Raw genomic sequence first — 25,971 nt, 5'->3', positions numbered from 1 at the left:
CTATGACACAAAACGACTTTCAACGGGCGGCAGGTATCAGCGCCGGGTTAGCTGCGCGCTGGTATCCGCACCTGCTCGTAACGTTTGCAGAATTCGGCATCAACAAGCCGTTAGAGCAGGCGATGTTTATCGCTCAAATCGGCCATGAGTCGAACGGCTTCACGGCCAAGGTCGAATCATTCAACTACAGCGTTGATGGCTTGATCGCTACATTCGGCCCTAAATCGAAAGCCAAGCGGTTGACTGACTATCAGTGCCGGATGTTGGGGCGTACAGCCCAGCAGCCAGCCAAGCAGGAAGCTATTGCCAATCTGGTCTACGGCGGGCGAATGGGTAACAGCGCCAGCGGGGATGGTTGGAAGTATCGCGGACGCGGGCCTATGCAAACGACCGGCCTGAAAAACTACATGGCTTGCGGCCCGGCGCTGAAGCTTGACCTGGTTGGTCATCCAGAACTGCTGGAACAAGACCTGAACGGAATGCGTTCGGCTGGCTGGTACTGGAAAGCTAACGACTGTGGTCGCAACGCTGGTGATGTTGAGTTGACCACGCGGCGCATTAACGGCGGGACAAACGGCCTGCAGGACAGGAGCGAACGCTTCGAACGTGCTTGCAAGGTGCTGTTATGAGCTGGCGCTGGTGGTGGGATGTAATTATCAAAGCGTGGCCTCTGCTGGTGGCGCTGCTGGCCGCAGTGCTGGTGCTCTACACGCTTTCTCTGCGCGATGACCTGGATAAATCCAAAAGGAATAACGGCGCGCTGGTGGAAAAGTTAAACACCAAAGACGCGGCGCTGGTGGCGATGAAACAGGCATCAGATGCTGACAGGCAAGCGAGCGCCGCGCAGTTGGAAAAAGAGCGGAAACTGAGAGGGAAGGCTGATGCAGAAAACAAAGCGTTGCGCGAGGCTCTGGACGCGAGCGGCTGTAGCAACAAGCCTCTGCCTAGTGCTGCTCTCGACATCCTGCGCGGACAGGCCAAAGCCGCAGAGCACGCAGATGATTTACATCCTGCCGCCAGCGGTGCTGCTGCAACAGTGCGATGACGCGCCGTTCACCGGCACAACGTTCGGTGATGCAGTGACAGCGCTGCACGTCAAACAAGGCGAAATGAAGGTGTGCGCCTCACGCATGGAGGCGTTGATCAAGTGGGCGCAGAGCGCCGGGAGAGAGCAATGAGCAAGCAGTTTTACGAGCGCCGTAAGCGCTATTTAGAAGAGAAGCGCCGCCGCATGGAAGAGATGGAGGTCAGCAAGATTGTGCTGACTCAAGAGCAAATCAAAGAGCTGGCACGGTTCGCGGCTGAAGACGGTCAGCCGTCATACACCATTACGCATGGGCTTATTGATGCGTTCGAGGCGGATGATGGTAAGCACGTGCCGGAGTACAGCGGCCTGATCGCCTACTCGGAGTCGGAAGAGCACGGCGTTTTGCAGTTGGCCTAATTTATAAAATTCTGAAAAAGGCATTCGTCGAGTGCCTTTGACAGAATAAACGATCTGAATACCCACAAGGTGGTTTGCTACATCGTCGGGGTTATATCCAACTAACTAGCAGGAAGTTCCATATGAGCATCAAGAAACCCTACGGCAGCAAATGGCAAGCCGAACGGCTTGTGTTCCTGCGGGAGAATCCTCTGTGTGCCATGTGTCAGCAGATGGGCCGTATTGAGCCAGCAACGGTGGTGGATCACATCGTGCCGCACCGCATGAAAGAAGCGAAGACGCCCGAGGAAATGAAGACGGCTCAGCACCTGTTCTGGAGTCGCAAGAACTGGCAGGGATTATGTAAGCCACACCACGACTCCACAAAGCAACGTATGGAGAAGACCGGCAAGGTAATAGGGTGCTCGCCCGACGGCCTGCCACTCGACCCAGCGTCGCACTGGAACCGCTGACAGCGGCGTTTGAACGCGGTGGGGAGGGGCGGGGTAAGAGTTCACCCCTCTCGCCCTTAAAGACCGCCGCTTGTCATTTTTGCGCACAACCGCGAAATGAAAAGTTTTTTTCTGGGAGGTTCCGATGGCAGGACGACGCCCGAAACCGTCCCACCTCAAGGTGGTCACCGGCAATCCGGGCAAACGTAAACTTAATGATAAAGAGCCGCAACCGGCGAGAGAAATTCCCAGCCCACCTTCGCACCTGACGGACTGGGGGAAAACGGCCTGGGGAAAAATGACTGTGCTGCTGGACGGCATGGGCGTTCTGACCGTTGCCGATACTTTTGCGCTTGAGCGGCTCTGCGATATTTACGCCGACATATTGCAACTGCGCAACACGATCGCCGACGAGGGCCGAACGTATACCGTTCAAACGGAGGGGGGCTTTTTGATTAAGGCTAACCCTGCGGTTGCCATGCTGGCAGACGCCGATCGACGCTTCAAAAGTTATTTGGTGGAGTTTGGTCTGACGCCTGCCGCCAGGTCAAAGGTGAAAGTAAATGGTGGAGAGAAAGAAGAAGACCCGCTCGCCGAATTCTTCGGCACCTGATCCAGCCACGCAATATGCGCTGGATGTTACCGAAGGTCGAATTATTGCCGGGCCTGATATCCGAAACGCCTGCAAACGTCACCTTAATGATTTAGCCGAAGGTGAAAGCCGGGGGCTGTATTGGGATGTTGATGCTGTTGGCCGCGTGGTTGACTTCTTTGCCAAAGTGCTGAAGTTGAACGGTGGTGAACATGAAGGCGCGCCTTTCGTCCTTCTTGGATGGCAGGCATTTGTTGTTGGCTCACTGTTTGGCTGGAAAAAAGCAAACGGCACGCGTCGATTCAGAACGGCATATATTGAATCAGGCAAAGGCTCCGGCAAGTCGCCATTATCCGCTGGGATTGGCCTCTACTGTCTGGTTGCAGACAAAGAGCCGCGCGCTGAAGTCTATGCAGCGGCCACGAAAAAAGACCAGGCGATGATCTTGTTCCGTGATGCGGTGGCGATGGTGAACCAGTCCCCGGCGCTGGCCCAACGTATCGATCCCTCCGGCGGGGCCGGTAAAGAATGGAACCTGGCATTTTTGCAAACGGGTTCTTTTTTCCGCCCGATCAGCTCTGATGATGGGCAATCAGGGCCGCGTCCGCACTGTTGCCTCATTGATGAGGTGCATGAGCACAAAGACAACAAAGTGGTTGAGATGATGCGCGCCGGGACAAAAGGCCGCAGGCAAGCGCTCATCTTCATGATCACAAACAGCGGTCACGATAAAACCAGCGTTTGCTACGAGTACCACCAGTACGGCAAACAACTCGCCGCCGGTCAGAAAGTTAACGATGCCTTCTTTGCGTTCATCTGCTCTTTGGATGAGGGTGACGATCCTTTCAAGGATGAGTCCTGCTGGGCAAAAGCCAACCCCTCAATGGGGCATACGTTCCAACTAGAATATTTACGCGAGCAGGTGGAAGATGCGCGGGGCATGCCGTCGAAAGAAAGCCTGGTCAGACGCCTTAACTTCTGCGAATGGGTGGATGCTGAAAACCCGTGGATCGGTGGCGATATCTGGATGGCATGTGAAAAAACATTCGATATCGAAAGCCTGAAAGGGGAAGAGTGTTTTGGCGGTCTGGACTTGTCCGGCAAGCGTGACCTGACAGCGCTGGGGCTGTATTTCCCGCGTATTAAGACGGCGCTGGTGGAGTTCTGGACGCCGCGCGACACGCTGCACGACAGGGCCAGAAATGACCGCGTTCCGTATGATTCCTGGGTACGTGAAAAGTACCTGCATGCGCCAAAGGGCAGCGCTATCGATTACGGCTTCGTTTCTAAACGAATCGCCGAGCTGGCAGCACTCTTTGATATTCAGTCGATCGCCTTCGACCGCTATCACATGGATTATCTCGAGCCTGAATTGCTGGATGAAGGGGTGACCGTTCCGTTGGTTCCTCATGGGCAAGGCTTCGGAAAATCGGCGGAGTCGGGCTTGTGGATGCCGCATTCAATCGAGCTGCTCGAACAACTCATCACCGAGAAAGAAATCACCATCCTGTTTAATCCTTGTCTGCGCTGGAACGCGGCAAACGCGGTTATTGAAGAAGATAAAAGCGGTAACCGGGTATTCAGCAAACGGCGCAGTAATGGCCGCATAGATGGCGTAGTAGGGCTGGCGATGGCAGTCGGTGCTGCTGACGGCGTTGTTGAGGATGACGGCGATATTGATGGCTTTTTCGATGATCCGATCATGGTAGGTATCTGATGGGCAAAAACAAGCAACCTGGGCGCGTTAAAAGCGCCCTTTTAAATTGGCTGGGTGTTCCTATCAGTCTCACTACCGGGACATTCTGGCAAGAATGGTTCGGCACCAGCAGCAGCGGCAAGGTGGTCACTGCTGACAAGGCTATGCAGCTTTCCGCTGTATGGGCTTGCATTCGGTTACTCAGCGAATCGGTTTCCACTTTACCGATGAAAGTCTATCGTCGTGAGGCCGATGGTTCTCGTAAGCTGGCGCAGGATCACCCGGCATACCAGGTGTTGTGCCGCCGTCCTAACCTCGAAATGACGCCGTCCAGGTTCATGTTGATGGTGGTGGCCAGCATCTGTTTGCGGGGAAACGCCTTCATTGAGAAAAAAATGATTGGCAGAAAGCTGGTGGCGCTTAATCCGCTGTTGCCTCAAAACATGGTGGTTAAACGTCTGGATACCGGGCAGTTGCAGTACACCTACACCGAGGATGGCAAAAAGCGCGTGATACCGGTCGACCGGATGATGCACATTCGCGGCTTTGGTCTGGATGGTGTCTGCGGCATGATGCCGCTGAGTTCGGGCCGTGACGTGTTTGGGGCGGCGATGGCTGTTGATGAGTCGGCGGCAAAAATCTTTGAAAACGGTCTGCAAACGTCAGGATACATCAGTTCGAAAGTTGCTCTGAATAAAGAGCAGCGAGAGCGTCTGCGCACATACTTAGCCGCGTTCGCCGGTTCAAAAAACGCCGGTAAAATGATGGTGCTGGAAGGGGATTTATCGTACCAGAATGTCACGATGAATCCTGAAGACGCGCAGATGTTGGAGAGCCGAGCCTTTAGCATTGAGGAAATTTGCCGCTGGTTCCGGGTGCCGCCTTTCATGGTGGGGCATGTGACGAAGCAGAGTAGCTGGGCATCGAGTGTTGAAGGGATGAACCTGATTTTCCTGACCAACACGCTACGCCCACTGCTGGTGAACATCGAGCAAGAAATCTCACGTTGCCTGCTCGATAGCGATGAAGATTACTTTGCAGAGTTCTCGGTGGAAGGTTTGTTGCGTGCCGACAGTGTTGGCCGCGCGGCGTACTACACCACCGCTCTGCAGAATGGCTGGATGAGTCGCAACGATGTACGCCGACTTGAAAACCTGCCGCCGATTCCTGGCGGTGAAATCTATACCGTGCAGCTTAACTTGACCCCGCTTGAGGACTTGAAACAGAACAATCTCGGCGCTCAGGCTGGCGCTATCACCCGGCTGCATAATTATCTTTTCCCCGATATTCCTGAAGACCAGTCACCGCTGAAAAAAGCGGCGTAGGAGCAATCCCCCATGACAAAAAAACGACTTCCGGTCGCACCGGCGGGGCGTCCCTGCGCGGGCGTTACCTGTGAGCCGCTGCCTTCGGCGCTCGAAAGATGGAATGGCGGTCTAAAGGCCGCTGCCTCTGACGACAATTCTATCTCGGTGTTCGACGTTATCGGCCAGGATTACTGGGGCGAAGGCGTTACAGCGAAACGGATCGCCGGTGCGCTGCGCTCAATGAATGGCGCTGACGTTACCGTAAACATTAACTCGCCGGGCGGGGACATGTTTGAGGGGCTGGCGATTTACAACCTGCTGCGAGAGTACCAGGGCAAAGTAACCGTAAAAGTGTTGGGGCTGGCTGCAAGCGCAGCCTCAATCATTGCGATGGCCGGTGACGAGATTCAAATTGGCCGCGGTGCTTTCCTGATGATCCATAACTGCTGGGTGGTGGCGATCGGTAATCGTCATGACTTTGCTGCAATGGTTGAGTACCTCGAACCTTTCGATAACGCAATGGCGGATATTTACTCCGCCCGCTCCGGACTCGATAGCGACACCGTCAAGCAGTTGATGGACGGCGAAAGCTACATCGGCGGCAGTGATGCCATCGAGAAAGGGCTGGCCGATAGCCTGTTGTCATCCGATGCGGTAAGCAGTGATGAAGACTCACCGGCGGCAGCATTGCGCAAGCTGGATTCCATACTGGCCAAGGCTAATACCCCTCGGTCAGAACGCCGAAAACTTTTGAAAGCCTTAACAGGTAGCACGCCGAGCGCTGTTACCGATCCTACGGGTACGCCGAGCGCTACCGAACCATCCCCTGAAATCCTTGCCAAGCTGAACGCCGCATTAAGCGGGCTGTGCGCGGCGTGCTAATTATTTGGAGAAATTATGTCTGAAGTTAATGAGATTCTGAAAAAAGTCACCGCATCTATCGAAGATGCAACCAGCAAATTTAACGCCAAGGCAGAGGACGCCCTGAAAGAGGCGAAAAAATCAGGCGAGTTGTCCGCAGAGACTAAGGACGCCGTAGATAAAATGGCGACCGAACTGAACGCCATGAAGGCAGCAGAGAAAACGCTGAAGGCCGCGCTGGGTGAGCTGGAGCAGCACGTGGCGCAAATGCCATTGAACCGCGCGGCTGAAGTGGTTCAATCGGTCGGGCAGCAGGTGATTTCTGCGGAAGCGCTGAAAGACTTTGCATCCGGTATTCAGGCCTCACAACGGCTGAGCATTCCGGTTAACGCGACGCTGATCTCTACCGATGTTCCAGGGCAGATTGTGGCCCCACAACGCCTGCCGGGTATCGATACCGCGCCGAAACAACGCCTGTTTATTCGCGACTTGATCGCACCAGGCACCACCGGCTCCAACACGATTTATTGGGTGCAACAAACCGGCTTCACCAACAAGGCTGCTGCCGTGCCTGAAAACACGCCTAAGCCGTACAGCGATATCCAGTTTGCTGAAAAAATCACGCCGGTTCGCACGTTGGCGCATCTGTTCAAAGCCTCCAAGCAGATTCTGGATGACTTTCCGCAGCTGCAATCGACCGTTGATGCAGAAATGCGTTACGGCCTGAAGTATGTCGAAGAGCAGGAAATTCTGTTCGGTGACGGCACTGGCGCACACCTGGAAGGCATCATGCCGCAGGCGTCGAAGTATAAGGCGGCGTTTGAAGTCGCTATGCAAAACGGCATTGACGATCTGCGTTTAGCAATGTTGCAGGCACAACTGGCACGTTTCCCTGCCACCGGCCATGTGTTGCACTTCATCGACTGGGCCAAGATTGAGCTGATCAAGGATACGCTGGGGCGTTATATCCTCGCCAATCCAGCCGCGCTAACCGGCCCGACTCTCTGGGGCTTGCCTGTTGTCGCGACGGAGTCTTCGGCGTTCCTGGGCAAATTCCTGACCGGTGCTTTCAGCGCGGGCGCACAGCTCTTTGACCGTGAAGAGGCAAACGTTGTGATCAGTACCGAGAACGCCGACGACTTCGAGAAGAACATGATCTCGATTCGTTGCGAAGAGCGTGTGGCGCTGGCGGTCAAACGACCTGAAGCGTTTGTTACCGGTGCTTTCACTGTGCCAACCCCACCAACCGGCGGTTAATTATCCGCACCGCATAGCGGCCTTCGGGCCGCTTTCAAGGAGATACCCATGAAAGTTAAAGCACTTGTACCGATCTTGTTCGGTAGCCGGGTGGTGAATGACGGCGAGTTGTTCGAAACGCAGGAGCTTCACGGGCGCGAGCTGATCAAAAAAGGCTATGCCGAGCAGGTGAGTGATGACGATCCTGCAGAGCAGCAGGAGCAGCAGGAGCAGCAGGAGCAGCAGGAGCAGCAGGAGCAGCAGGAGCAGCAGGAGCAGCAGGAGCAGCAGCCAGAAGCGGCCAAGAAATCCAAAAAGTAAGGTGAGCCATGTTAGAACTGGAATTGGTGAAAGAGCATTGCCGCCTGGAACCTGATTTCAGTGCGGATGACACCCTAATCGGTGTCTATATCGGTGCGGCGAAAAAACATGTTGAGATGTATACCCGCCGCACCCTTTACGCCAGCGAATCCGACCCCGGATACGATACCGACGAAGATCACCTGTTGCTGGATGATGATGTGCGCACGGCAATGCTGCTTTGTATCGGGCATTGGTACGCGAACCGCGAGGCTGCGATTGTTGGCGCGTCGGCATCTAAATTGCCGCTGGCTGTTGAGTCTTTACTCCAACCCTATCGGATTTACGGCTTATGAAATCATTACGCGCAGGTTCGCTGGAGTTTCGCATCAAGCTTCTACGTCCCGTTACACTTCGCGATAAGCAGACCGGCGCACCGGTCAAATCCTTTGAGTTCGTCGCTGAGGTTTGGGCCGATGCGGAGCCGATCTCCAACCGAAAAATTCGCACGGGTGAACAGGGGCAGGTGGTGGAAACCATGCTGTTCACGCTACGGCCACGGGATGAAATTACCGTTGATTGGCAGGTGGTTTTTCAGCAGCGAACTTTTACCGTTCGTGCGCCAGATCGTTCGCAGCGAGATCGGCTGTTAATTACGGCGGAGGCTGATATTCGTCATGATCGAGTATGAAATCAAAGCGGCACTGGAGGCACTAACGAGCCTGCCAGCGTATCCGCTGTTGCTGCCTGACCCGGAACAGGAAGGCGTGACGTATCAGAAGGTCAGCAACCCGAAAGTTGATACCGGGCTAGCCAGCACGGCACTGATTCAGGGGCGTTTTCAGGTCGCGCTTTATGTCATCGGCGATTACGCGCGCCTCATTGAATTGGATAAGGCTATCTGCGCCGCCTGGGAGAGCATTCAGCATGGGCATATTGGCCGCTGGCCCGTTCAGACGGTGACACGCGGCACGATGCAACAAGGGGCAACCACACTCACCAACAACAGCGTTCAGTACCGGCTTGTGCGTGATTACGTCATCTGTTATCCGGAGGACGCCACATGATCAGCATAAACGTTACGGGCCTGGATTCTCTGGAGCGTCAGCTAAAGGCGATGGGGGATGAAGCGGTTAAGGTATTGCGAGATGCCGGGCGAGCGGCGCTGGAGCCGGTGCTGGAAGACATGAAACAGCATGCCGGTTTTGATGAGAGCAGCACCGGGCCGCACATGCGGGACGACATAAAAATCCGCAGTACGAGCCGCATGAACGATCCCCGTTATTTGACGGTAATGACATTCAAGGTCGGCCCGAGCAAGAAGCATCACATGAAGGCGCTGGCGCAGGAATTCGGCACGGTTAAGCAGGTTGCCGTACCGTTTATCCGCCCGGCGCTGGATTACAACAAAACCCGCGTATTACGCATCCTGGCGGCAGAACTCCGCTACGGCATCGAAAACCGGTAGCGACCGCTGCCACAATCATTAAGTGAGGGAAATTATGGCTGATAAAACGTCGCCAGAGTACGCCATGCTTCCGGCTGGCACGGTTGTTAAGTGGGGCGCTGTCGGCGCAGCACCGACGGCCATGAAGGCGCTGGTTAACTGTAAGGCTGTGGGCGAGATGGGGCAGACCGGCAGTTTTGTCGATTGCACGACCCTTATCGACACCACAAAGCAATTTATCTCCGACCTGCCGGAAGGCGCGGAGAAGTCGATCGGGTTTATCGACGATCCATCCAATACCGATTTTGCGGCGTTCCTGACCGCAGCGGACAACCGCGAAACCGTTCAGTTCTATGTTGAGCTGCCGAACGGCCGCACCTCCACCTCGATCCTCTCGCTGTCCGGCTGGAAGATGAATGAAATCACCGCTCCGGCGAGTGAAGTCATTCAGATCACGGTGCAAGGCAAGCAGAACAGCAACACCTGGGGAGCTGTGGCCCCAAAGGTGTGATCAGCGTGACTACCCAGCCGAAGAGCGCTGATCTGGCAGTCGGGGGCAATTTGTCCCTGACTGTTGCGGCTACCTCCAGTAACGGCAAGCCCGTTAAATACAAATGGCAGAAAAACGGCACTGATATCAGCGGTGCAACCTCTGCCACTTATACCAAAAACTCAGTTGTGGCGGCGGATGCAGGCGTTTATCGCGTGGTGTTGTCTGCCGAGCGGTCAGACACTGTCAACAGCGCAACCGCAACCGTAACCATTAAGTAAGGACATGGCATGACCCAGAAGAAAATCAACCTCAAGACCGCGCTGCTTCAACCCATCAATACGGCTGTGCCGCACACGCTGTTTGGCGTACCGGTACATATTCGCCGCCTGACGGTATGTGAACTGATGGATTACGACGAAGGGCTTGGAAAGGCGCAGGCAGAGAGTGACCAAAAGGCAGCAACACTGCTGGGTGCTCAGTTGATCCTCTCTGCACTGGTTGACGAGCAGGGTAAATCAGTACCGGCGTCTGATTTGCCGTCACCGGCGGAACTGCTGGCCGCGCATGATAACGCGGCGTTATTTGATGCAATCCGCGCTATCCAGAACCACAGCTACGGCACGCTGGAGGAAGCCGAAAAAAACTGACCCACTCACCGTGGCTATGGCTGATCTATCAGTTGGCCGATCGCTTCGGTGAGCCAGACGTCAGAAAAATTGCAGCCCTCCCGGCCTCCATTATCCAGCACTGGGAGGCATTCTATTCGCTGGTGGATAAGGCAACGTCCGATACTGCTGCCCCGCCCCCTGTCAATCTGTCAGCCCCTGTCGCATCTGATGTTGATGAACAGTGTGCTGCCGTTGTGCGAGCGCTCATGTAATGGCCGATGTAGCTACTCTGGCGGTAGCGTTGCACCTGAATTCCGCCAGTTTTAAATCTCAAATTGTCGATTCATTCAGAACGGCAGAAACCGCGTCAAAAAACTTTACCGGCAAGGCGCAGCAGGAAAGCCAGAAAACCACCGAAGCGCTGACCCAGATAGGCAATCAGGCGAAGCGCACCGGTGGTCAGCTTAACTCGTTGAGCGGTGCGCTCAGCGCCAGCCAGGGCGGCTTCGAAGGGCTGCGAAGTGTGATCAGTGGCCTGGCCGGTGGGAGTAACATCGCGGTCAGCACGCTGGCCAATACATTAATCCCGACGCTCGACCGCACTTTCATCGGCTTTAAGGGGCTGACCAGCGGCTGGGAGGCCCAACGCGAAGCGGCGAAGGCTGCTGCCCTTGAGTTTAACAAGGCGGCACAGGGCCAGATTGAACAGGCGCAATCTGCACGCCAGCAGGCCCAGGCACAGTTCGATGCGGCTAAGCGTACCCGTGAACAGGCTCAAGCATCCCGCGAGCAGGCTCAGGAAATGGCGCGCTTCTATGCGGCAAAAAATCAGGAGAACCAGCTCTACGGCCTTTCGGTCAGCTACCAGAAAGAGTATGCCGACATTCACCGCAAGGTGCGCGAGGCTGATCTTGCTGAGGTCAGCGCCAAGGAAAAAATGGCGCAGGCATCGAAAGCGGTACTGGCGGCAGATGTTGCCGAAGCCCAGGGAAAAACCAATCTGCTTTCCTCCCTGAACCAAATCAGTGTGGCCAACAAGGAGGTTTCCTTTACAGCGCGCGCGGCAGCGGTCAGCACCAACCTGATGAAAAGTGCGCTGGCCCTGCTGGGTGGCCCGGTTGGCTTAAGCATCATGGCGGCGGTTGCCGGTGCCACGGCATTGTATACCGCGTTCCAAAAAGGGGAGGCAGAGACCAAGGCATATACCGCAGCGCTTCAAAAGTCAGGGCTTCAGGCCATTATGACGGTGAATGATCTGCGTATGCTGACGATGACGCTCGGCGGCACAGAGAATGCGGTTAAGGCTGTCACCAGCGCCGCCGGCGCGGGATTCGGTGGCAATATGCTGTCGGACATAGCTGAAACCGGCACACGGATGAACGAGCTGGGTATGTCATCCGATGATCTTGTTTCGACGCTATCAAGCCTGAGCGGTGAACCTCTCAAGGCAATGGAGGCGTTGACCAATCAGGGCGTTCAGCTCAACACCACGTTTATCGATCATATCGCCACGCTGTCCAGGCAGGGCAAAACCAGTGAAGCGACGGCGTTACTTCAGCAGAAATACCTTGATGATGTGAAAGCCAAAGTCACCGAGCAGGAGAACAGCGTCAGCGGCTTGGCGTCTATCTGGAAGTCGCTGAAAAATGAAGTGGCGTCTGCGTTCGATATCATCGGTCAGGCACACATGAAAACCGGCCAGGCGCAGGCACTGGCGCAGGGCGTTAAGCTGGATATCAGTAACGATACCGCTAACGAGGTGAAGAAAACCAACGAAGAGCTATACAAGCGGCGGCAGCAGGAACAGGAAGCCGCCCGGAAAGAGCTTAAGTTACAGAATGAAGTTTCTGCTGCTATTAAGGCTGGTGCTGATCCTAAAAAGGAACAGGCTCGACTAACGGGGATTGTATCGGCGCAGTTTAAGGCCGGGAAACTGACGGCAGACGAATATGCGCAGGCGTTGAAGGGCATTAACAAGCAGTATGGCACAAAGTCTAAAGGGGCTGCGTATAGCGATAGTGAAGGCGTAAGGCGTCTGCAACAGTTGCAGCAACAATCCTCCGTGCTGCGCGCGCAGGCGCAAGATGCCGACAAACTGACCGAATCGCAGAAAAAGCTGGTGGCCTTCGATCAGGAGATTGCAGGGCTTCAGGGTAAGAAGTTGACCGCCGGTCAAAAAAGCCTGTTGTCCATGCAAGACCAGATCAGGGCGCAATTAACCGAGAATGTGGCGCTGGAAAAGGCAAACCGCGAAAGGGAGATTGGCAAAAAACTGTTGGAACAAACCCGTAGCCTGGTGATGGAAACGGCCTCGAAACAGCAGGAATACGCCAACCGTAACGCGCAGATGACCATGTCCACTGATGCCTACGATCAGATGGTGGCTGAGCAGCAAATCCGGCAGTCGTTCCAGCAACACCGCTTGCAGCTGGATAAGGAAGTGACGGACAAAACGTCCGAGCAGTACATGCAACAGACGGCCATTCTCGCCAGTGAGCAGCAGCGCCAACTGGATATCGTGCGCAATGCCGCGCAGGAAAAAGCGGCTATCGAGGGCGATTACACCGCAGGGCTGAAAAAGGGAATGATGGACTGGTCAGCCAATGCCGGTAACGTTTATGGGCAGGTGAAAGACGCTACCACCCGAACATTTGACGGCATGACCGGTATGCTGACCAACTTCGTCACCATAGGCAAAGCCAGCTTTAACGACTTCGCCAAGTCTGTCCTGACCGATCTCGCCAGCATGATGATCAAGATGGCGATGTTCAACGCGCTTAAAGCCGGAATGAGCTTCTTCGCCCCCTCCGGCAATGACCCAGGGCAAGTACCGATGTTCGCCAACGCCAAAGGCGGCGTTTATTCGTCTCCATCACTGAGCGCATACAGCGGCCAGATCGTCAGCAATCCCACCATGTTTGCTTTCGCTAAGGGCGCAGGCCTAATGGGCGAAGCTGGCCCGGAGGCGATCATGCCGCTCAAACGTGGGGCTGATGGTTCACTGGGTGTGCGGGCTATTATGCCACAACAGGCTGCTGCCGCGCCGAACGTCTACATCACCATTGAAGGCGGCGGTAACGTGAATACCCAGGCCGATCAGGGCTGGGAAGAGTTCGGCAAGCAGATGGGCAACATCGCCGCGCAGGAAAGCCAGAAGGTCATCAACCGGAATCTGAAGCCCGGCCAGCCTATCTGGAAAGCAATCAAGGGGATGTAATGGCCATTAAGACCTTCAACTATCCGGCGCGCGTCAATGCCGCCGGTGATACCCGGTTTCGTATCCGGAAAGCGCAGTTCGGCGATGGTTATATGCAGGTCTCCGGCGACGGCATCAACCCGATCATTCGCTCATGGGATTTGACCTTTATCGGCAAGTACAACTACATCACGCCGATTATCGTCTTTCTTGAAGATCATCAAGGGGTGAAGTCATTCCAATGGACACCTCCTACCAACGTTCCCGGCCTGTACCGCTGCGAGGGCTATAAGCCGGTCGCCATGGGCGGGGACAACTATTCACTGACGGCCACGTTTACCGAGGCCTTCCACGTTTAACCGAGATTAATCATGTTGAATACAGACCTGCAGAAGTTGGAGCCGGGCAATCGCGTTCGTCTTGTTGAAGTGGACGGGACAAAGTTCGGTGCTGATATTCTGCGCTTTCACAGCGATACGCTTCCCTATACGCCGGAAGAACTGGCCGCTGCTGGCGGGGACGAAACGAAACTCCCCGCAAAATCGATCTGGTGGCAGGGCAAGGAGTATGGGCCGTGGCCGTTTTCCGTTGAGGGACTGGAAATATCCTCCGACAGCCAAAGCACAGAACCGAAATTGACGGTCGCCAATATCAACGGCCTGATCACTGCGCTTTGCCTTCAGTTTGAAGATATGGCGCAGGCGAAGGTGATGATTCACGATACGCTGGTGCATTACCTCGATGCCCGGAATTTCCCTGAAGGGAACACAATGGCTGACCCGGTGCAGGAAAAGCTACAGGTGTTCTACATCGATCGCAAAGCTACGGAAAGCGATGAGGCGGTGGAGTTCGAACTATCCAGCCCGGCAGACCTTCGGGGGCTGCGCATCCCGACCCGCCAAATCCACAGCCTGTGCACTTGGTGTTCGCGTGGATGGTATCGCACCGGTAAGGGCTGCGATTACGCAGGCTCACGATATTTTGACGACAAGGGCAATCCGGTGGATGACCCAAGTAAAGATCGCTGCGGTGGGCTGCTGAGTGATTGCCAAAAACGTTTTGGTGAGACTGAGCCTTTACCGTTCGGCGGCTTCCCTGGTGCAGCCCTGATTAAGCAGTAGGTGGCGTTATGAAAGAGAAAACCATAGCAGCCATTATGGCGCACGCCGAGGCTGAGTATCCGCGCGAGTGCTGCGGCCTCGTGGCGCAGAAATCCCGTGTTGAGCGTTACTTTCCCTGCCGTAACCTGTCGGATAATCCCACCGAACAGTTTCACCTGTCGCCAGAGGATTATGTGACCGCCGCCGAGTGGGGGACGATCACAATGATTGTGCACAGTCACCCGGATGCCACCACGCAGCCGAGCGAACTGGACAAGGCGCAATGTGACGCGATGGAGTTGCCTTGGGTGATTGCCAGCTGGCCAGAGGGGGACTTGCGAACTATCATGCCGCGCGGGGAATTGCCGTTGATTGGTCGCCAGTTCGTGCTGGGTCATACCGACTGCTGGGGGCTGATCATGAGCTATTTCCGGCAGGAGCACGGCATAGCGCTCCAGGATTACCGCGTTGATTATCCGTGGTGGGAACGGGGCGAAAATCTCTACTTGGACAACTGGCACGACTGCGGTTTTCGAGAGTTCGACGGCCCACCGATGCCGGGTGACATGGTGATTATGCAGGTTTCCGCGCCGGTGGCGAACCATGCCGGTATTCTGCTCGAAGACGGCATGCTGTTGCACCACATGTACGGCATGCTTAGTCAGCGGGTGCCTTACGGTGGCTATTGGAAAGAAAGAACGATCAAAATTGTTAGGCTCAGGGCGTTAAGGTACTAATTTATTGTTTCTATGGCATCTGTTAACATATCGGTACTTTTTAGTCCGGATAGGTGTTAGTTAAATGAGAAATATTGGTTTCTTAATATTAGCTGTCGGTGTCATATGGGTGCTCGTAGCTTTAAATATTGATACAAGTGTTGCAACCGGATATGGTGGTAGAGTAAACAACATTGGGTTGATGGCAAATAAACAAAATCAAATTATTATTGGTGGCATTGTCATTGTTTGTGGTTTGATAATCTCTGTGTTTTGCAAGGCTATCCCTTCATATAAAATAGTCAAATGCCCGTTCTGTGCAGAGGATATTAATCGTGATGCTTTAAAGTGCAAACATTGTGGTAGTGATGTTTCAGAACACTTAAGTAAAGGTGAGTTACCAAAAGTTCATGGGCATAGTGCAAATGAACTGGTTATTACTAACTCTGATGGAAAGAAGGTGTTGAATCTGCCTGTGGTTTCAGAAATAGCAATGAAAATGCACCTAGAAATGCCAAATAACAAAGCTCTTTCTGTGATGGTAACTAATGCACCAACAATTAGCACGCTTAAGGAAACCATGGGAAAGCAGATGGGAATAAATTTTGAATCGCATCTGGAGAGTGAGTTGATTAGGATAAAGAGTAAAAAATAATACTTTTCTTCTGTTAGAAAAAAACTCGTTTTTCGAGGTTTTTTATTGGAGGTAGTATGGGGTTTTTAGAGGTTCCACTAAGAACTATACGATTTCACGGCCCTATGATTAGTGTGTTCGGTCGCGAATTTAAATATCGGGCGCCAACGGTACCAAAGGCGATCGATGCGATGAAGAATCTGTTACCCGGCTTTGAACGTTACATGCTTGAGGCGCACAAGCGTGGCCTGACATTTTCAGTTTTCGTCGGTAAACGCAATGTCGGGCAGGATGAGCTTGATCTAACCAAAGGGACGGAAGATATTCACCTTGTTCCCGTTGTGATTGGGAGCAAGCGTGCTGGCCTATTCCAAACTATTTTAGGGGTGGCATTAATTGGTGCGGCTATGGCCTTCTCACCCGCTGGGCTTGGTGTTTTTTCGGCAACGGGTGGGTGGGCTTCTATGGCTTATGCAGGTGCAGCAATGGCCCTTGGTGGTGTTGTTCAAATGCTATCCCCTCAAGCAGGCGGACTGCGCATGCGCCAAGACCAGGACAACAAGCCGAGCTATGCCTTTGGCGGGCCTGTCAACACCACGGCGCAGGGTAATCCTGTTGGTGTACTGTACGGTACGCGTGAGATAGGCGGAGCGGTTATATCCGCTGGCATCTATACCGAAGACCAGCAATAACAACATTCGTTTGAACAGACAGCCGCAATAGCGGCTTTTTTTATGGGCGAAATATGGCACAGAAAATTATCCGTGGGCGGAAAGGCGGCGGTGGTGGCGGCCACACGCCGGTAGAATCGCCGGACAGCATTCAGTCGATCGCAAGAGCAAAGATGTTATTTGCCTTGGGTGAGGGCGAGTTTGCCGGTGGGCTGGATGGCACAAACATTTTCGCTGACGGCACCCCCGCAATTAATGCCGATGGCTCTGAAAATTTCCCCGGCTTCCGTTGGGAGTTTCGCCCAGGCACGCAGGCACAGGATTATATTCAGGGTATTCCTGCTGTCGAAAACGAGATCACCGTCGGCACAGAACTGAAAAGCGGCACGCCGTGGGTGCGGTCAGTATCGAACCTGCAGCTTTCCGCTGTGCGTCTGCGCTTTGGCTGGCCGATGCTGCAAAAGCAAGAAGACAACGGCGATGTTAACGGCTACCGCATCGAATACGCCATTGATGTGGCCACCGATGGCGGCAGCTATCAGGAAATGTTAACGGCAGCAATCGACGACAAAACCACCTCGCTGTATGAACGTTCTCACCGCATCAACTTACCGAAAGCCACCACGGGCTGGCAGGTGCGAGTTCGCCGGTTGACGCCTAACGCCAACAGCGCCCGTATCGCCGACCGTATGAACATCGAGGCGTTGACGGAAATTATTGACGCCAAGTTGCGCTACCCGAACACGGCGCTGCTGTACGTTGAGTTCGATTCCAAACAGTTTCCGAACATCCCGAAGATCAGTTGCGCGCCGCGTGGGCGAGTTATCCGGGTGCCTGACAACTATGACCCGGAATCGCGCAGCTATACCGGCGTTTGGACGGGGGGCTTTAAGTGGGCCTACAGCGACAATCCGGCCTGGGTGTTCTACGACATTATTCTGGCTGACCGTTTTGGCCTGGGTGATCGCATCGACTCAACTCAGGTATCCGAGTCTGAACTGTACCGCATCGCGCAGTATTGCGATCAGCCGGTGCCAGATGGTCGCGGCGGTGATGGCATGGAGCCGCGCTTTACCTGCAACGTTTACATTCAATCCCGCGAGGATGCCTGGACGGTGCTGAGCGATCTGGCCGGTATCTTCCGTGGCATGACCTATTGGGGACAAAACCAAATGGTCGCCCTAGCGGATATGCCGCGCGATATGGACTTCACCTATACCCGTGCCAACGTTATCGACGGCAAGTTTACCTACTCGTCGGCCAGCGAGCGCACCCGCTACAGCACCGCGATGGTTAGTTGGTCTGATCCGGCGAACCACTACGCCGATGCGATAGAGGCTGTATTTGATAGCGACCTGGTGCGCCGGTACGACGTGAACCAAACCGAGCTGACGGCGATCGGTTGTACCCGCCAGAGCGAGGCAAACCGCCGGGGCCGCTGGGCATTGCTGACCAACAGCAAAGACCGCACGGTTACTTTCTCTGTTGGCCTCGATGGCATGATCCCCATGCCTGGACATATCGTCGGCGTGGCCGATCAGATGGTCGCCGGTAGGGTGATCGGTGGCCGTATCAGTGCGGTGGACGGTCGCAAGTTGAAGCTGGACAGAAAGCCAGGTGCTAAAGTCGGCGATCGCCTGATCATAAACCTGCCTTCAGGCAAAGCACAAGCGCGCACTGTGCAGGCGGTGAATGATCGCGTTGTGACGGTGACCACGGCCTATAGCGAGATTCCCGTGCCGGAGTCTGCCTGGTCTATCGACGCTGACGATCTGGCTGTGCAGCTCTATCGCGTGGTGGGTATCGCTGACAATGGCGACAACACTTTTACCATTAACGCAACCGAGCATGACCCGAACAAATACGCTCGCATCGATACTGGCGCGCGCATCGACGATCGCCCGATATCAATTATTCCTCCTGGCGTGCAAGCCCCGCCGAAAAACATCACCATCGACAGCTACTCCTCGGTGAGCCAGGGTATCGCGATTACCACCATGCGCGCAGCCTGGGGGGCAGTAGATAACGCGATAGCGTATGAGGCGGAATGGCGGAAAGATAATGGTAACTGGGTATCGATGCCGCGCACTTCGGCGCTCGGTTTTGAAGTGCCAGGCATTTACGCCGGTCGCTACTTGGTGCGCGTGCGAGCCATCAATGCTAGTGACGTATCGTCTGTCTGGGCGACGTCGATGGAAACCTACCTGAAGGGGAAAGAGGGTAAGCCGCCGGTGCCGGTCGGCTTCAAGGCTTCTCCGTTACTGTGGGGTATCCAGCTCGATTGGGGATTCCCAGACGGGGCCGAAGACACGCTGAAAACCGAAATTCAGTATGCGGACAACGCCGCCGGGAATAACGCGATGCTGCTGGCCGATATCCCGTACCCGCTGCACACCCACACTATGACCGGGTTGAAGGCGGGGCAAGAGTTCTGGTTCCGTGCTCGTCTGCAAGACCGCACCGGCAACCAGGGCGACTGGACTGGCTGGATTAAGGGGCAATCCAACGCAAACGCCGGTGACTACCTGGAGAGCATCGGCGATGGCTTCCTGACGGATAAGGACGGTGACCGCCTCACTGGCGACATTGACACAAACATTGAGGCCATCATTCAGAATGCGCTGGCCAACAACGCGACGGTTGAGCACCAGTGGGCGCAGTACGGCACGGTACGGGCTGATATTCTGGTGGTGAAAACCACAATAGCAGAAGTCGATCACGCCCTGGCCGAACTGTCTACGCAGGTGCAGGCGCAGATTGACGACGTGACAGCTGTACTGGAGGACAAGCTGACGGCCACGGTTGATGCCGACGGCGCAACGGCAATCCACACACTGAAAGCGGGTGTGAGGGTTAACGGCGTGTTCTACAACGCGGGTATGTCGATCGCCGTGCTGGCGGAAACCGGTAAACCCGTCATCACCCGTATCGGTTTCAACGCCAATCAGTTCGTGTTGATGAGCGGCAGCGGCGACACGCAATACTCGCCATTCGCTGTGGTTAACGGCCAGGTGTTTATCAGCGACGCTTTCATTCAGGATGGCTCAATCAATAATGCCAAGATTGGGAACTATATTCAGTCGAATGATTACGTCGCTGGAAGGAAAGGATGGCAGCTAAATAAGGCCGGTGTATTTGAGATTAACGCGAGTAACTCACGAGGGCGTTCCAGATTTACCGGTGACTCGTGGGTTATGACAGATTCAAATAATATCAATCGTATAGAGGTTGCTCTTTAATGCCGACTTTCATTGTTAGAGATGCTTCTGGAAGGATTAAGGTAGACCTTTCTAAGAGACTAACCAAGGTTATCGGCGTAACTACAACCTCGCCGGGCGTTCCTGGTAGCATAAATGTTGTTGGATACGAAAATGGAAGTATTTGGTATTCAGCAACACCGGCTGAAAATGATGGCTTGACTAGATTTACTTCTCTGATGGTGAATATCAATTCGGGTGTCATTTCGTGGGGTGCTAGCCCAAGGCCCTACACAATCATGTGGGGCATTTACTAATGGCTTTTATTCGCGTTTTGAATGACTGGGGAAGTGTTTTAATTGATGATAGTTTCATGAACATTAGATTAGCATCGAAAGGTAATCTTTCAATTAATAGGGATGTTGATGAAGGAGACTATCAGGACATTAATTACACAGCAACTAACCCAGAGTATCCTCCGCTACTGGCTATAAGGTGCACCAGCCATAGAACAACGATTGTAAGAACACTGAAGGTGGGAAATAATTATACGTTTAGGATTGGTTACATGATTGGATTAGACCCATCTAATCCTTCAAACGTAACAGGTCAGTTCTATATATTTGACTCCGCACCAAAAACAAACTCGAGAATAGGTAATCTCTGCTTGAGGAACTCGGTAGGACAAGTTGTTTTTGATAGTGGATATGATTATATGAATGTGGTTGATATGGTTTATCTGCCCGGTTTCAATAATGGGAGTCAGCCTCAGACGAATAAAGCATACCCAACTGACAAAGAGTATGCAGCCGTAACAGTAAGCCAGGGATATTTTTGGTCATTCTCATCTTCATATGATGATGTCGGGAAGTATTGGGAAACTGATATCACATACATGTTCTCAGGGGTGGTGTTCTCTGGTAACACTGCGTTGTTTCAAGGTGGCGTGTTCCACAGCCAGTATCTGCAATCGCAATCTAGCCAGGGGCAAGGCAATAGCCAATCTGGACTTGGTGTGTATATGATTATTGATGTGACTGGATTATAATGATTTCACTATAACTGATCATGGAAGAGGTCTATATGAATGCGAATAAAATAATCACCATTTGCACTATACTATTGCTAACCGGTTGTGCAAATCTGATGAAAGAACGCCCAGTGTTGTGTGAGGGCGTCGCTAACATAGGCCGACAAGACTATCGGATTCCCATTTACGATACGCGCGATTATGGTGGTAAAAAACAATACTTAGCGGGTTCAGTGTTCAAGTCAACATGGGTAGACACAACCAACTTCACGCGCACGACCTGCGATAAATAAAAGTCACTCAACACCAAGCAACCCGGCCACCGCGCCGGGTTTTTTGTTGCCTAAATTCAGGAGAGCATCATGCCCGCAGGCACTCTTACCCTAACGAACAACTCCGCCGTAGTGAAAGGTACGGGGACGGCGTTCAATACCGAGCTGAAAGCCGGTGATTTCATCGTGAGCGTTGTCGGCGGCGTCACGTATACGCTACCGGTGAAAACCGTTGATAGCGCCACACAGGCGACGCTGATTAAAGCCTATGACGGCCCAACGCAGGCGGGCGCGGCATGGTATGCCGTACCGCGTGACGCGATGAACACCATTACCGCACAGCTGGCCGCAGAGACAGCCAAAGCCCTACGCGGGCTGAACCTCGATAAAAACAACTGGCAACAGGTATTCAGCGGCACCGGAAACATTACTGTGATGTTACCTGACGGCAGCACTTATACCGGCCCGGCCTGGAATAGCTTTACTACGGCATTGGAAAATAAAGCCGCTAAAGGGGTAAACAACGATATAACTCAGCTGAAGGCTTTGAGCACGGCTATCACCGTTGCCCAAGGTGGTACGGGTGCAAAAGACGCAGCTGGCGCGCGAACAGGTCTTGGCCTGGGGAATTCGTCAACGAGAAATATAGGCTCTGCGGCCGGAACTGTTGCAGCTGGTGATGATGCTCGTTTGAATACTGTAGGCGGTAAATCTGGCGGGCAGCTTACCGGCGGTCTGGGGGTGTTGAACGGGGTTAATAATGTAAACCTTTCCTTACAGGGGACATATTTATTATGGAATGAGCAACCGGGGACTGGGGTAAGTTCATTGGTTAATAATCCCGGCGATGGCCTTGGCGGGTTTTGGATTAGACTTTTAAATAAATCTAATGCAGCAGAGAAGGCGCGTTTCACGTTCAATCCTGACGGGACAATGATTGCTCCCAGTGGAGTTTATTCTTTAAATGGGCGGGTACGTTCATTTACGGGGTTAGGCGCGGGCTATGTTGAGATTTTTGTCGATGGTGTTCCTAAGGGTATGAACTTCTTTGATTCAGACGAAAAAATCAAAGAGAAAATTAATCCAGTGGAACCGGGTGCCGCTTCGGCCGTTATACGTAAAATTCGCCCGGTGTCATACAAATTTAAAGATACTACTTATGATGGCGGGGTAACTATAGGTGCTACGCATGATTTCGGTGTGATTGCACAGGAAGTCGAGAAAATATTACCTAATGGTGTTACGACATTATCCGATGGAAAAAAATCTCTTAATCCACTTGAGCTATTTGGCCTTTTATTGACAGCGAATAAGGAAATGCTGGAAAGAATAGATCGCCAAGATGAATTAATTAACTTGTTAATGGGGGATAAATAATGGTGTTAATCAGCGGTGTATTAAAGGGGCCTTATAGCGATCCCCGCTCTGGCGTAACCATCACTATGCGCTCGATTAAAACGTCGTCTACGGTGTTGAATTTGGCAAAGTCGCAATCGGTGACGGATGACGGCGGTAAATACTCCCTATCCGTGGAGCCGGGCGCTTACGAGGTCATCATTTCTGTGTATGGCGCGCAGCCGGAGCGGGTGGGGGCTATTGAGGTTTATAACGATTCACTACCCGGCACGCTCAATGATTTCCTGCGTCGGCCAGGGGAAAGCGATATTACGCCGGAGATTGTGCAGACTGTCGATCGCCTGCGTGCAGATGCAGCTTTGTCCGCCGAAAAATCAGCAGCATCAGCCGCGGCCGCGAAAATCAGTGAAAATAATGCGTCGGCCACTTTAGCGAATGCAGCAAAGAGTGGCGCTAACTCAGACATTACATCACTGTCTGGCCTGAAAACTGCGCTTAGTATCTCGCAGGGTGGAACAGGGGCAAAAACTAGTCAAGAGGCGGCACAAGGAATTTTACTTGGCAGTTGCTATGATAGATTTACTTCCGGGTATGTTAGTAATGGAGCCTGGATGAAAATCACAGTTAAATTTGCAGATACTTCGAATGGTAAAACAATTGGATTTATCATTATAGGTGGCTCGTTATTTAACGGAAATCCGCTACAGCAAGGCGTTCAGTTCGTTACTATTAAAACAGGTAACACGAATAAAGATGGCTTTAGTAATGCTGTTATTCATACGCTTTTTGGTGCAAATAATCGAACAATTAAAGAAGCGAAGTTGAACACGTTAGCTGATGGGCTTACTGTTGAGCTTTATTGCCGAGTAGACCAGTATTCGAGTGATACCGGCGCAATCCTGTTGCCAAGCCGACACGCCAATATCAGCGATGTCTCATTTTCGAATGTGCAGGTGTTGCCAGCGAATATTCCCGCGACTGCATCCGATGCCCGCGTGCTGTTTGTCGATGCCTGGACTAATCAGAATACGACAACTGACTCCAACGGTTTTATCAAGAAGGCTTCGCCTATTATCAGGCTTTCCGGCGAACCGGAAAAGATGCCTGATGACTACTTGGACGGTTTTACGTTGTCTGGCTGCGTTGCGGTGAATGCTGAGGCAGAAGGGGTATCTGGTGAGCGAGTTTCGGTTGGCGTTTACAAAGTCTCCGGCGCGTTAGGTTTTGCGGAAGAGGGCTGGAACATCGAAGTGCCGCAGGACGTGAACGGCAACCGCCTGTGCTTTGTCTCAGCCAACACCGGCAAGGACGGAACAATCTATGTGAAGGTCAGCAAGCGCCGTTTTGACATCGACACAGCCGCGATTGTGGCCGGTGAGCCGATGGATATTCCGGCGGGGCGTTGGATTGATCTGCGACTGGAAATGCCTGTTCTTGAAGTTGATGAGGTAGTCGAAGATTTTCAACATGAAACAGCCGAGCCATAATGAAAACAGCCGGGATTACCCGGCTATTTTGTGTTACGCATGGAAATTAGTATGGTTTTTTCTCGAAAACCAAAGAAACGCAATCAATAACACAAATAAAAATGTTATTGATTTAAATGAAATTAATAGGCATGTCCGCACATGTCGCAGTTGATGCATTTCTTGGTAATCAGCAGTGCCATCTTCAGTTATTTTTCCATCGGTGTGCTCGGGCTGGCGCGCAATCTATCATAGAATCACCGCGCAACGGGCGTTTTTTCGTCATCTTACCGCTTAGGGTAACTCAGGCGGGTCGTCAGCCAACTGATCGAAATCAACCATTCTTTGCCCGTCAAACACCCAGCGCTTGTCTGCATCCACCATATGCAGGGTGGGCATCACTTCCGGATAGGCGATTCGTATTCCCGCTTCTTGAGCAAACAGCCCGATAAAATCGAAAGCGCTCAAGGGGGCATCAATAACCTGATGTTGCCGATCACGATCGGTCAGCACCAGTAACGGCACCTGGTAATTCTGCCGGGTATCGCTGCTGTGGCGCAAAGAACGCCCGCCGCCGATATCCTTATGGGAAAGGCCGTGATCGGAGAAATAGAACAGTTTAAACGGCGCACCGTTCTGTTTCAGACTTTGATAAACCTGTTCGATGAAACGGTCGGTCTTGCGATAGGTGGAGAGGTAGCAGGCCAGTTCCTGATTCGGCGACTCGATGCTTGGTGGTTCATCATTAAGCCGCTCGCAAAAGTCGGCGTGTGAGCCCATCAGATGCAGCACATACAGGTTGCCTTGCCCCTGGCGCCGCAATAATTGGTCAAATATCGGCAGCAGCGCATCATCATTGGTGTTGCGCGATTGGTAGTCGCCTTTCTTCAGGAAATAATGGCTATCGCTGAACATCGCGATTTTTGACACCGGCGTATCGAATTGTCCGAACATGCCCTGATTGGACAGCCAGTGGGTGTTGAGGCCGGCGGCTTTTGCCAGGGTGATGATATTATCTCCGATGGCAATGTTGTGGCCGTTGCTTAAAGCCAGCGTGCGAGGGAGCGATTCGAAGGTATTTGGCGCGGTAGAAATATAATTGCTGTAAAACCGTCCTTTGGCATTATCCAGAAACGGCGTAGTGGACACCGGATAATCAAATAAGGACATATGATCCCTGCGCATACTTTCGCCGACGATAATGACATAGTTTTCATCCGTTGGCGCGCCTGCGGTTACTGACCAGGTATTCGGCGCTGAAGCACCGGCACTTAATTCATCAACCTGCTGTTGGTATTGATGGTAAGCCGAGTAAATGGATAAAAAGAAGTCAGGCAGTTTAAGGTTCGCCACGCCGCCATTGAAGGCTCTGGCGATAATGATAATCGCCAGCAGGGCTAGCAAGGGAAGTAATGTTTGTTTTGAAATGGCTTGCCGCCAAATAAATAGGCCGAGAATGGCCAGCATAACCAGAATGGCGGCAGGCAGCAGATAGCAACGGGCAGGCAGGGTCTGCAAGAACTCCGTCGCTTCTATCAGGTTGGTTTGCAACAGGGCTGACATCACGGTAGCGGAAGGGGTGCCGTAAATAGCCCCGACCGGCGCATACAGCGCACACAGCAGAATAAACGGAATAATCAGGCCGTATCGAGTAAGCGAATGAATAGATAATAATAGTAAAATAAGTGCAATAAAAAGAATATCAATGCCTTTTCCACCGCTGTATCCCATGGCTTTGATTAATATCAATGCCGTAACGATATAAAACAAACTGGCACGAAGAAGAGGATGAGCGACGGAATGCCGTAACTTATCTAAAATTACTGAGTGTGTATTCATAATGAGATCGCCAAATAATGCTGTCCATGCAAGCTCAATTATCGTTCGATAATTGATTAAATAACCGCCTGCACATTAT

General features: G+C 53.0%; 30 protein-coding genes. 29 read left to right on the top strand and 1 reads right to left on the bottom strand.

From position 1 onward, the window contains the following. The first annotated feature begins 2 nt into the window (after positions 1-2). From AAIE04_RS19950 to AAIE04_RS19810, 29 genes are all read left to right on the top strand, one after another. Positions 3-629 carry a glycoside hydrolase family 19 protein gene (locus tag AAIE04_RS19950; RefSeq protein WP_498577575.1) on the top strand — a complete coding sequence of 209 codons (627 nt, stop codon included), beginning with the start codon at positions 3-5 and terminating at the stop codon, positions 627-629. Continuing rightward, on the top strand, positions 626-1,045 hold the full coding sequence (locus tag AAIE04_RS19945; RefSeq protein WP_498577574.1) for a DUF2570 family protein: 420 nt from the start codon (positions 626-628) through the stop codon (positions 1,043-1,045). Before AAIE04_RS19950 ends, AAIE04_RS19945 begins: the two co-directional genes overlap by 4 nt. Next, positions 999-1,178 (top strand): Rz1-like lysis system protein LysC, encoded by a 180-nt coding sequence (gene lysC, locus AAIE04_RS19940; RefSeq protein ID WP_146042032.1) that lies wholly within the window; start codon positions 999-1,001, stop codon positions 1,176-1,178. The genes AAIE04_RS19945 and lysC overlap by 47 nt, the downstream gene beginning before the upstream one ends. Positions 1,179-1,240: 62 nt before the next feature. Next, positions 1,241-1,444 carry a hypothetical protein gene (locus AAIE04_RS19935; protein ID WP_110621455.1) on the top strand — a complete coding sequence of 68 codons (204 nt, stop codon included), beginning with the start codon at positions 1,241-1,243 and terminating at the stop codon, positions 1,442-1,444. Between the two features lie 122 nt (positions 1,445-1,566). After that, a complete protein-coding gene (locus AAIE04_RS19930; protein WP_443013825.1) occupies positions 1,567-1,896 on the top strand; it encodes an HNH endonuclease in 330 nt (109 codons plus the stop codon). A 124-nt stretch (positions 1,897-2,020) separates the two neighbouring features. Then, positions 2,021-2,488 (top strand): phage terminase small subunit P27 family, encoded by a 468-nt coding sequence (locus AAIE04_RS19925; protein WP_047574388.1) that lies wholly within the window; start codon positions 2,021-2,023, stop codon positions 2,486-2,488. Next, a complete protein-coding gene (locus AAIE04_RS19920; RefSeq protein ID WP_498577573.1) occupies positions 2,439-4,184 on the top strand; it encodes a terminase large subunit in 1,746 nt (581 codons plus the stop codon). The genes AAIE04_RS19925 and AAIE04_RS19920 overlap by 50 nt, the downstream gene beginning before the upstream one ends. Beyond that, a complete protein-coding gene (locus AAIE04_RS19915) occupies positions 4,184-5,488 on the top strand; it encodes a phage portal protein (RefSeq protein WP_147824156.1) in 1,305 nt (434 codons plus the stop codon). The genes AAIE04_RS19920 and AAIE04_RS19915 overlap by 1 nt, the downstream gene beginning before the upstream one ends. A 12-nt stretch (positions 5,489-5,500) precedes the next feature. Then, positions 5,501-6,352 (top strand): head maturation protease, ClpP-related, encoded by an 852-nt coding sequence (locus tag AAIE04_RS19910; protein WP_033655091.1) that lies wholly within the window; start codon positions 5,501-5,503, stop codon positions 6,350-6,352. A 15-nt stretch (positions 6,353-6,367) separates the two neighbouring features. Continuing rightward, positions 6,368-7,588, top strand: coding sequence for a phage major capsid protein (locus AAIE04_RS19905; RefSeq protein ID WP_106046318.1), 1,221 nt, complete (start codon positions 6,368-6,370; stop codon positions 7,586-7,588). A 48-nt stretch (positions 7,589-7,636) separates the two neighbouring features. Then, entirely contained in the window at positions 7,637-7,888 is a 252-nt protein-coding gene (locus AAIE04_RS19900) for a DUF7210 family protein (RefSeq protein WP_440481665.1), read from the top strand. Positions 7,889-7,896: 8 nt separating this feature from the next. Continuing rightward, positions 7,897-8,223, top strand: a complete 327-nt coding sequence (locus tag AAIE04_RS19895; protein WP_047574407.1) for a head-tail connector protein — start codon at positions 7,897-7,899, stop codon at positions 8,221-8,223. Continuing rightward, the gene (locus AAIE04_RS19890) at positions 8,220-8,558 is read left to right on the top strand and encodes a phage head closure protein (RefSeq protein WP_047574411.1); all 339 of its coding nucleotides are present in this window, start codon (positions 8,220-8,222) and stop codon (positions 8,556-8,558) included. Before AAIE04_RS19895 ends, AAIE04_RS19890 begins: the two co-directional genes overlap by 4 nt. Then, the gene (locus AAIE04_RS19885) at positions 8,545-8,934 is read left to right on the top strand and encodes a hypothetical protein (RefSeq protein WP_047574415.1); all 390 of its coding nucleotides are present in this window, start codon (positions 8,545-8,547) and stop codon (positions 8,932-8,934) included. Before AAIE04_RS19890 ends, AAIE04_RS19885 begins: the two co-directional genes overlap by 14 nt. After that, positions 8,931-9,335: an HK97-gp10 family putative phage morphogenesis protein gene (locus AAIE04_RS19880; protein WP_197777123.1), complete on the top strand. Its 405-nt coding sequence runs from the start codon at positions 8,931-8,933 to the stop codon at positions 9,333-9,335. The genes AAIE04_RS19885 and AAIE04_RS19880 overlap by 4 nt, the downstream gene beginning before the upstream one ends. 34 nt (positions 9,336-9,369) lie before the next feature. Continuing rightward, on the top strand, positions 9,370-9,825 hold the full coding sequence (locus AAIE04_RS19875) for a hypothetical protein (protein ID WP_033655098.1): 456 nt from the start codon (positions 9,370-9,372) through the stop codon (positions 9,823-9,825). 5 nt (positions 9,826-9,830) lie between these two features. Next, the gene (locus tag AAIE04_RS19870) at positions 9,831-10,085 is read left to right on the top strand and encodes an immunoglobulin domain-containing protein (protein ID WP_498577572.1); all 255 of its coding nucleotides are present in this window, start codon (positions 9,831-9,833) and stop codon (positions 10,083-10,085) included. A 9-nt stretch (positions 10,086-10,094) separates the two neighbouring features. Then, positions 10,095-10,454 (top strand): hypothetical protein, encoded by a 360-nt coding sequence (locus AAIE04_RS19865; RefSeq protein WP_049272273.1) that lies wholly within the window; start codon positions 10,095-10,097, stop codon positions 10,452-10,454. 232 nt (positions 10,455-10,686) lie between these two features. Then, positions 10,687-13,632 carry a phage tail tape measure protein gene (locus AAIE04_RS19860; protein WP_498577571.1) on the top strand — a complete coding sequence of 982 codons (2,946 nt, stop codon included), beginning with the start codon at positions 10,687-10,689 and terminating at the stop codon, positions 13,630-13,632. After that, positions 13,632-13,970, top strand: coding sequence for a phage tail protein (locus AAIE04_RS19855; RefSeq protein WP_492175773.1), 339 nt, complete (start codon positions 13,632-13,634; stop codon positions 13,968-13,970). Before AAIE04_RS19860 ends, AAIE04_RS19855 begins: the two co-directional genes overlap by 1 nt. Before the next feature lie 9 nt (positions 13,971-13,979). Continuing rightward, positions 13,980-14,732 (top strand): phage minor tail protein L, encoded by a 753-nt coding sequence (locus AAIE04_RS19850; protein ID WP_498577601.1) that lies wholly within the window; start codon positions 13,980-13,982, stop codon positions 14,730-14,732. Positions 14,733-14,740: 8 nt separating this feature from the next. Beyond that, entirely contained in the window at positions 14,741-15,448 is a 708-nt protein-coding gene (locus AAIE04_RS19845) for a C40 family peptidase (RefSeq protein ID WP_492175772.1), read from the top strand. Positions 15,449-15,512: 64 nt separating this feature from the next. Beyond that, a complete protein-coding gene (locus tag AAIE04_RS19840) occupies positions 15,513-16,082 on the top strand; it encodes a zinc ribbon domain-containing protein (protein WP_492175771.1) in 570 nt (189 codons plus the stop codon). A gap of 56 nt (positions 16,083-16,138) precedes the next feature. Continuing rightward, the gene (locus tag AAIE04_RS19835) at positions 16,139-16,753 is read left to right on the top strand and encodes a tail assembly protein (RefSeq protein WP_498577570.1); all 615 of its coding nucleotides are present in this window, start codon (positions 16,139-16,141) and stop codon (positions 16,751-16,753) included. A gap of 53 nt (positions 16,754-16,806) precedes the next feature. Next, positions 16,807-19,971, top strand: a complete 3,165-nt coding sequence (locus AAIE04_RS19830) for a TipJ family phage tail tip protein (protein ID WP_498577569.1) — start codon at positions 16,807-16,809, stop codon at positions 19,969-19,971. A 274-nt stretch (positions 19,972-20,245) separates the two neighbouring features. Next, a complete protein-coding gene (locus AAIE04_RS19825; RefSeq protein WP_492175999.1) occupies positions 20,246-20,977 on the top strand; it encodes a hypothetical protein in 732 nt (243 codons plus the stop codon). 20 nt (positions 20,978-20,997) lie between these two features. Beyond that, positions 20,998-21,252 carry a phage exclusion lipoprotein Cor gene (gene cor / locus AAIE04_RS19820; protein WP_498577568.1) on the top strand — a complete coding sequence of 85 codons (255 nt, stop codon included), beginning with the start codon at positions 20,998-21,000 and terminating at the stop codon, positions 21,250-21,252. Positions 21,253-21,321: 69 nt separating this feature from the next. After that, entirely contained in the window at positions 21,322-22,608 is a 1,287-nt protein-coding gene (locus AAIE04_RS19815) for a tail fiber domain-containing protein (protein ID WP_498577567.1), read from the top strand. Next, a complete protein-coding gene (locus tag AAIE04_RS19810) occupies positions 22,608-24,074 on the top strand; it encodes a phage tail fiber protein (protein ID WP_498577566.1) in 1,467 nt (488 codons plus the stop codon). Before AAIE04_RS19815 ends, AAIE04_RS19810 begins: the two co-directional genes overlap by 1 nt. 273 nt (positions 24,075-24,347) lie before the next feature. On the opposite strand, the gene AAIE04_RS19805 is transcribed toward AAIE04_RS19810, so the two are convergent. After that, on the bottom strand, positions 24,348-25,892 hold the full coding sequence (locus AAIE04_RS19805) for a phosphoethanolamine transferase (RefSeq protein ID WP_498577565.1): 1,545 nt from the start codon (positions 25,890-25,892) through the stop codon (positions 24,348-24,350). Positions 25,893-25,971: the final 79 nt, after the last annotated feature.

This window comes from Serratia sp. Ae19-1, from assembly GCF_059801225.1.
The sequence above is the reverse complement of the archived record's forward strand: the minus strand, read 5'-3'. Positions and strand labels throughout refer to the sequence as shown.

Coding starts and splice junctions, on each gene's coding strand:
- AAIE04_RS19835 (WP_498577570.1), top strand. CDS start 16,139: ATGGGGTTTTTAGAGGTTCCACTAAGAACTATACGATTTCACGGCCCT.
- AAIE04_RS19855 (WP_492175773.1), top strand. CDS start 13,632: ATGGCCATTAAGACCTTCAACTATCCGGCGCGCGTCAATGCCGCCGGT.
- AAIE04_RS19935 (WP_110621455.1), top strand. CDS start 1,241: ATGGAGGTCAGCAAGATTGTGCTGACTCAAGAGCAAATCAAAGAGCTG.
- AAIE04_RS19930 (WP_443013825.1), top strand. CDS start 1,567: ATGAGCATCAAGAAACCCTACGGCAGCAAATGGCAAGCCGAACGGCTT.
- AAIE04_RS19880 (WP_197777123.1), top strand. CDS start 8,931: ATGATCAGCATAAACGTTACGGGCCTGGATTCTCTGGAGCGTCAGCTA.
- AAIE04_RS19845 (WP_492175772.1), top strand. CDS start 14,741: ATGAAAGAGAAAACCATAGCAGCCATTATGGCGCACGCCGAGGCTGAG.
- AAIE04_RS19825 (WP_492175999.1), top strand. CDS start 20,246: ATGGCTTTTATTCGCGTTTTGAATGACTGGGGAAGTGTTTTAATTGAT.
- AAIE04_RS19900 (WP_440481665.1), top strand. CDS start 7,637: ATGAAAGTTAAAGCACTTGTACCGATCTTGTTCGGTAGCCGGGTGGTG.
- AAIE04_RS19895 (WP_047574407.1), top strand. CDS start 7,897: ATGTTAGAACTGGAATTGGTGAAAGAGCATTGCCGCCTGGAACCTGAT.
- AAIE04_RS19920 (WP_498577573.1), top strand. CDS start 2,439: ATGGTGGAGAGAAAGAAGAAGACCCGCTCGCCGAATTCTTCGGCACCT.
- cor (WP_498577568.1), top strand. CDS start 20,998: ATGGAAGAGGTCTATATGAATGCGAATAAAATAATCACCATTTGCACT.
- AAIE04_RS19815 (WP_498577567.1), top strand. CDS start 21,322: ATGCCCGCAGGCACTCTTACCCTAACGAACAACTCCGCCGTAGTGAAA.
- AAIE04_RS19840 (WP_492175771.1), top strand. CDS start 15,513: ATGAGAAATATTGGTTTCTTAATATTAGCTGTCGGTGTCATATGGGTG.
- AAIE04_RS19875 (WP_033655098.1), top strand. CDS start 9,370: ATGGCTGATAAAACGTCGCCAGAGTACGCCATGCTTCCGGCTGGCACG.
- AAIE04_RS19950 (WP_498577575.1), top strand. CDS start 3: ATGACACAAAACGACTTTCAACGGGCGGCAGGTATCAGCGCCGGGTTA.
- AAIE04_RS19910 (WP_033655091.1), top strand. CDS start 5,501: ATGACAAAAAAACGACTTCCGGTCGCACCGGCGGGGCGTCCCTGCGCG.
- AAIE04_RS19805 (WP_498577565.1), bottom strand. CDS start 25,892: ATGAATACACACTCAGTAATTTTAGATAAGTTACGGCATTCCGTCGCT.
- AAIE04_RS19925 (WP_047574388.1), top strand. CDS start 2,021: ATGGCAGGACGACGCCCGAAACCGTCCCACCTCAAGGTGGTCACCGGC.
- AAIE04_RS19905 (WP_106046318.1), top strand. CDS start 6,368: ATGTCTGAAGTTAATGAGATTCTGAAAAAAGTCACCGCATCTATCGAA.
- AAIE04_RS19945 (WP_498577574.1), top strand. CDS start 626: ATGAGCTGGCGCTGGTGGTGGGATGTAATTATCAAAGCGTGGCCTCTG.
- AAIE04_RS19890 (WP_047574411.1), top strand. CDS start 8,220: ATGAAATCATTACGCGCAGGTTCGCTGGAGTTTCGCATCAAGCTTCTA.
- AAIE04_RS19830 (WP_498577569.1), top strand. CDS start 16,807: ATGGCACAGAAAATTATCCGTGGGCGGAAAGGCGGCGGTGGTGGCGGC.
- AAIE04_RS19860 (WP_498577571.1), top strand. CDS start 10,687: ATGGCCGATGTAGCTACTCTGGCGGTAGCGTTGCACCTGAATTCCGCC.
- AAIE04_RS19865 (WP_049272273.1), top strand. CDS start 10,095: ATGACCCAGAAGAAAATCAACCTCAAGACCGCGCTGCTTCAACCCATC.
- AAIE04_RS19810 (WP_498577566.1), top strand. CDS start 22,608: ATGGTGTTAATCAGCGGTGTATTAAAGGGGCCTTATAGCGATCCCCGC.
- AAIE04_RS19915 (WP_147824156.1), top strand. CDS start 4,184: ATGGGCAAAAACAAGCAACCTGGGCGCGTTAAAAGCGCCCTTTTAAAT.
- lysC (WP_146042032.1), top strand. CDS start 999: ATGATTTACATCCTGCCGCCAGCGGTGCTGCTGCAACAGTGCGATGAC.
- AAIE04_RS19885 (WP_047574415.1), top strand. CDS start 8,545: ATGATCGAGTATGAAATCAAAGCGGCACTGGAGGCACTAACGAGCCTG.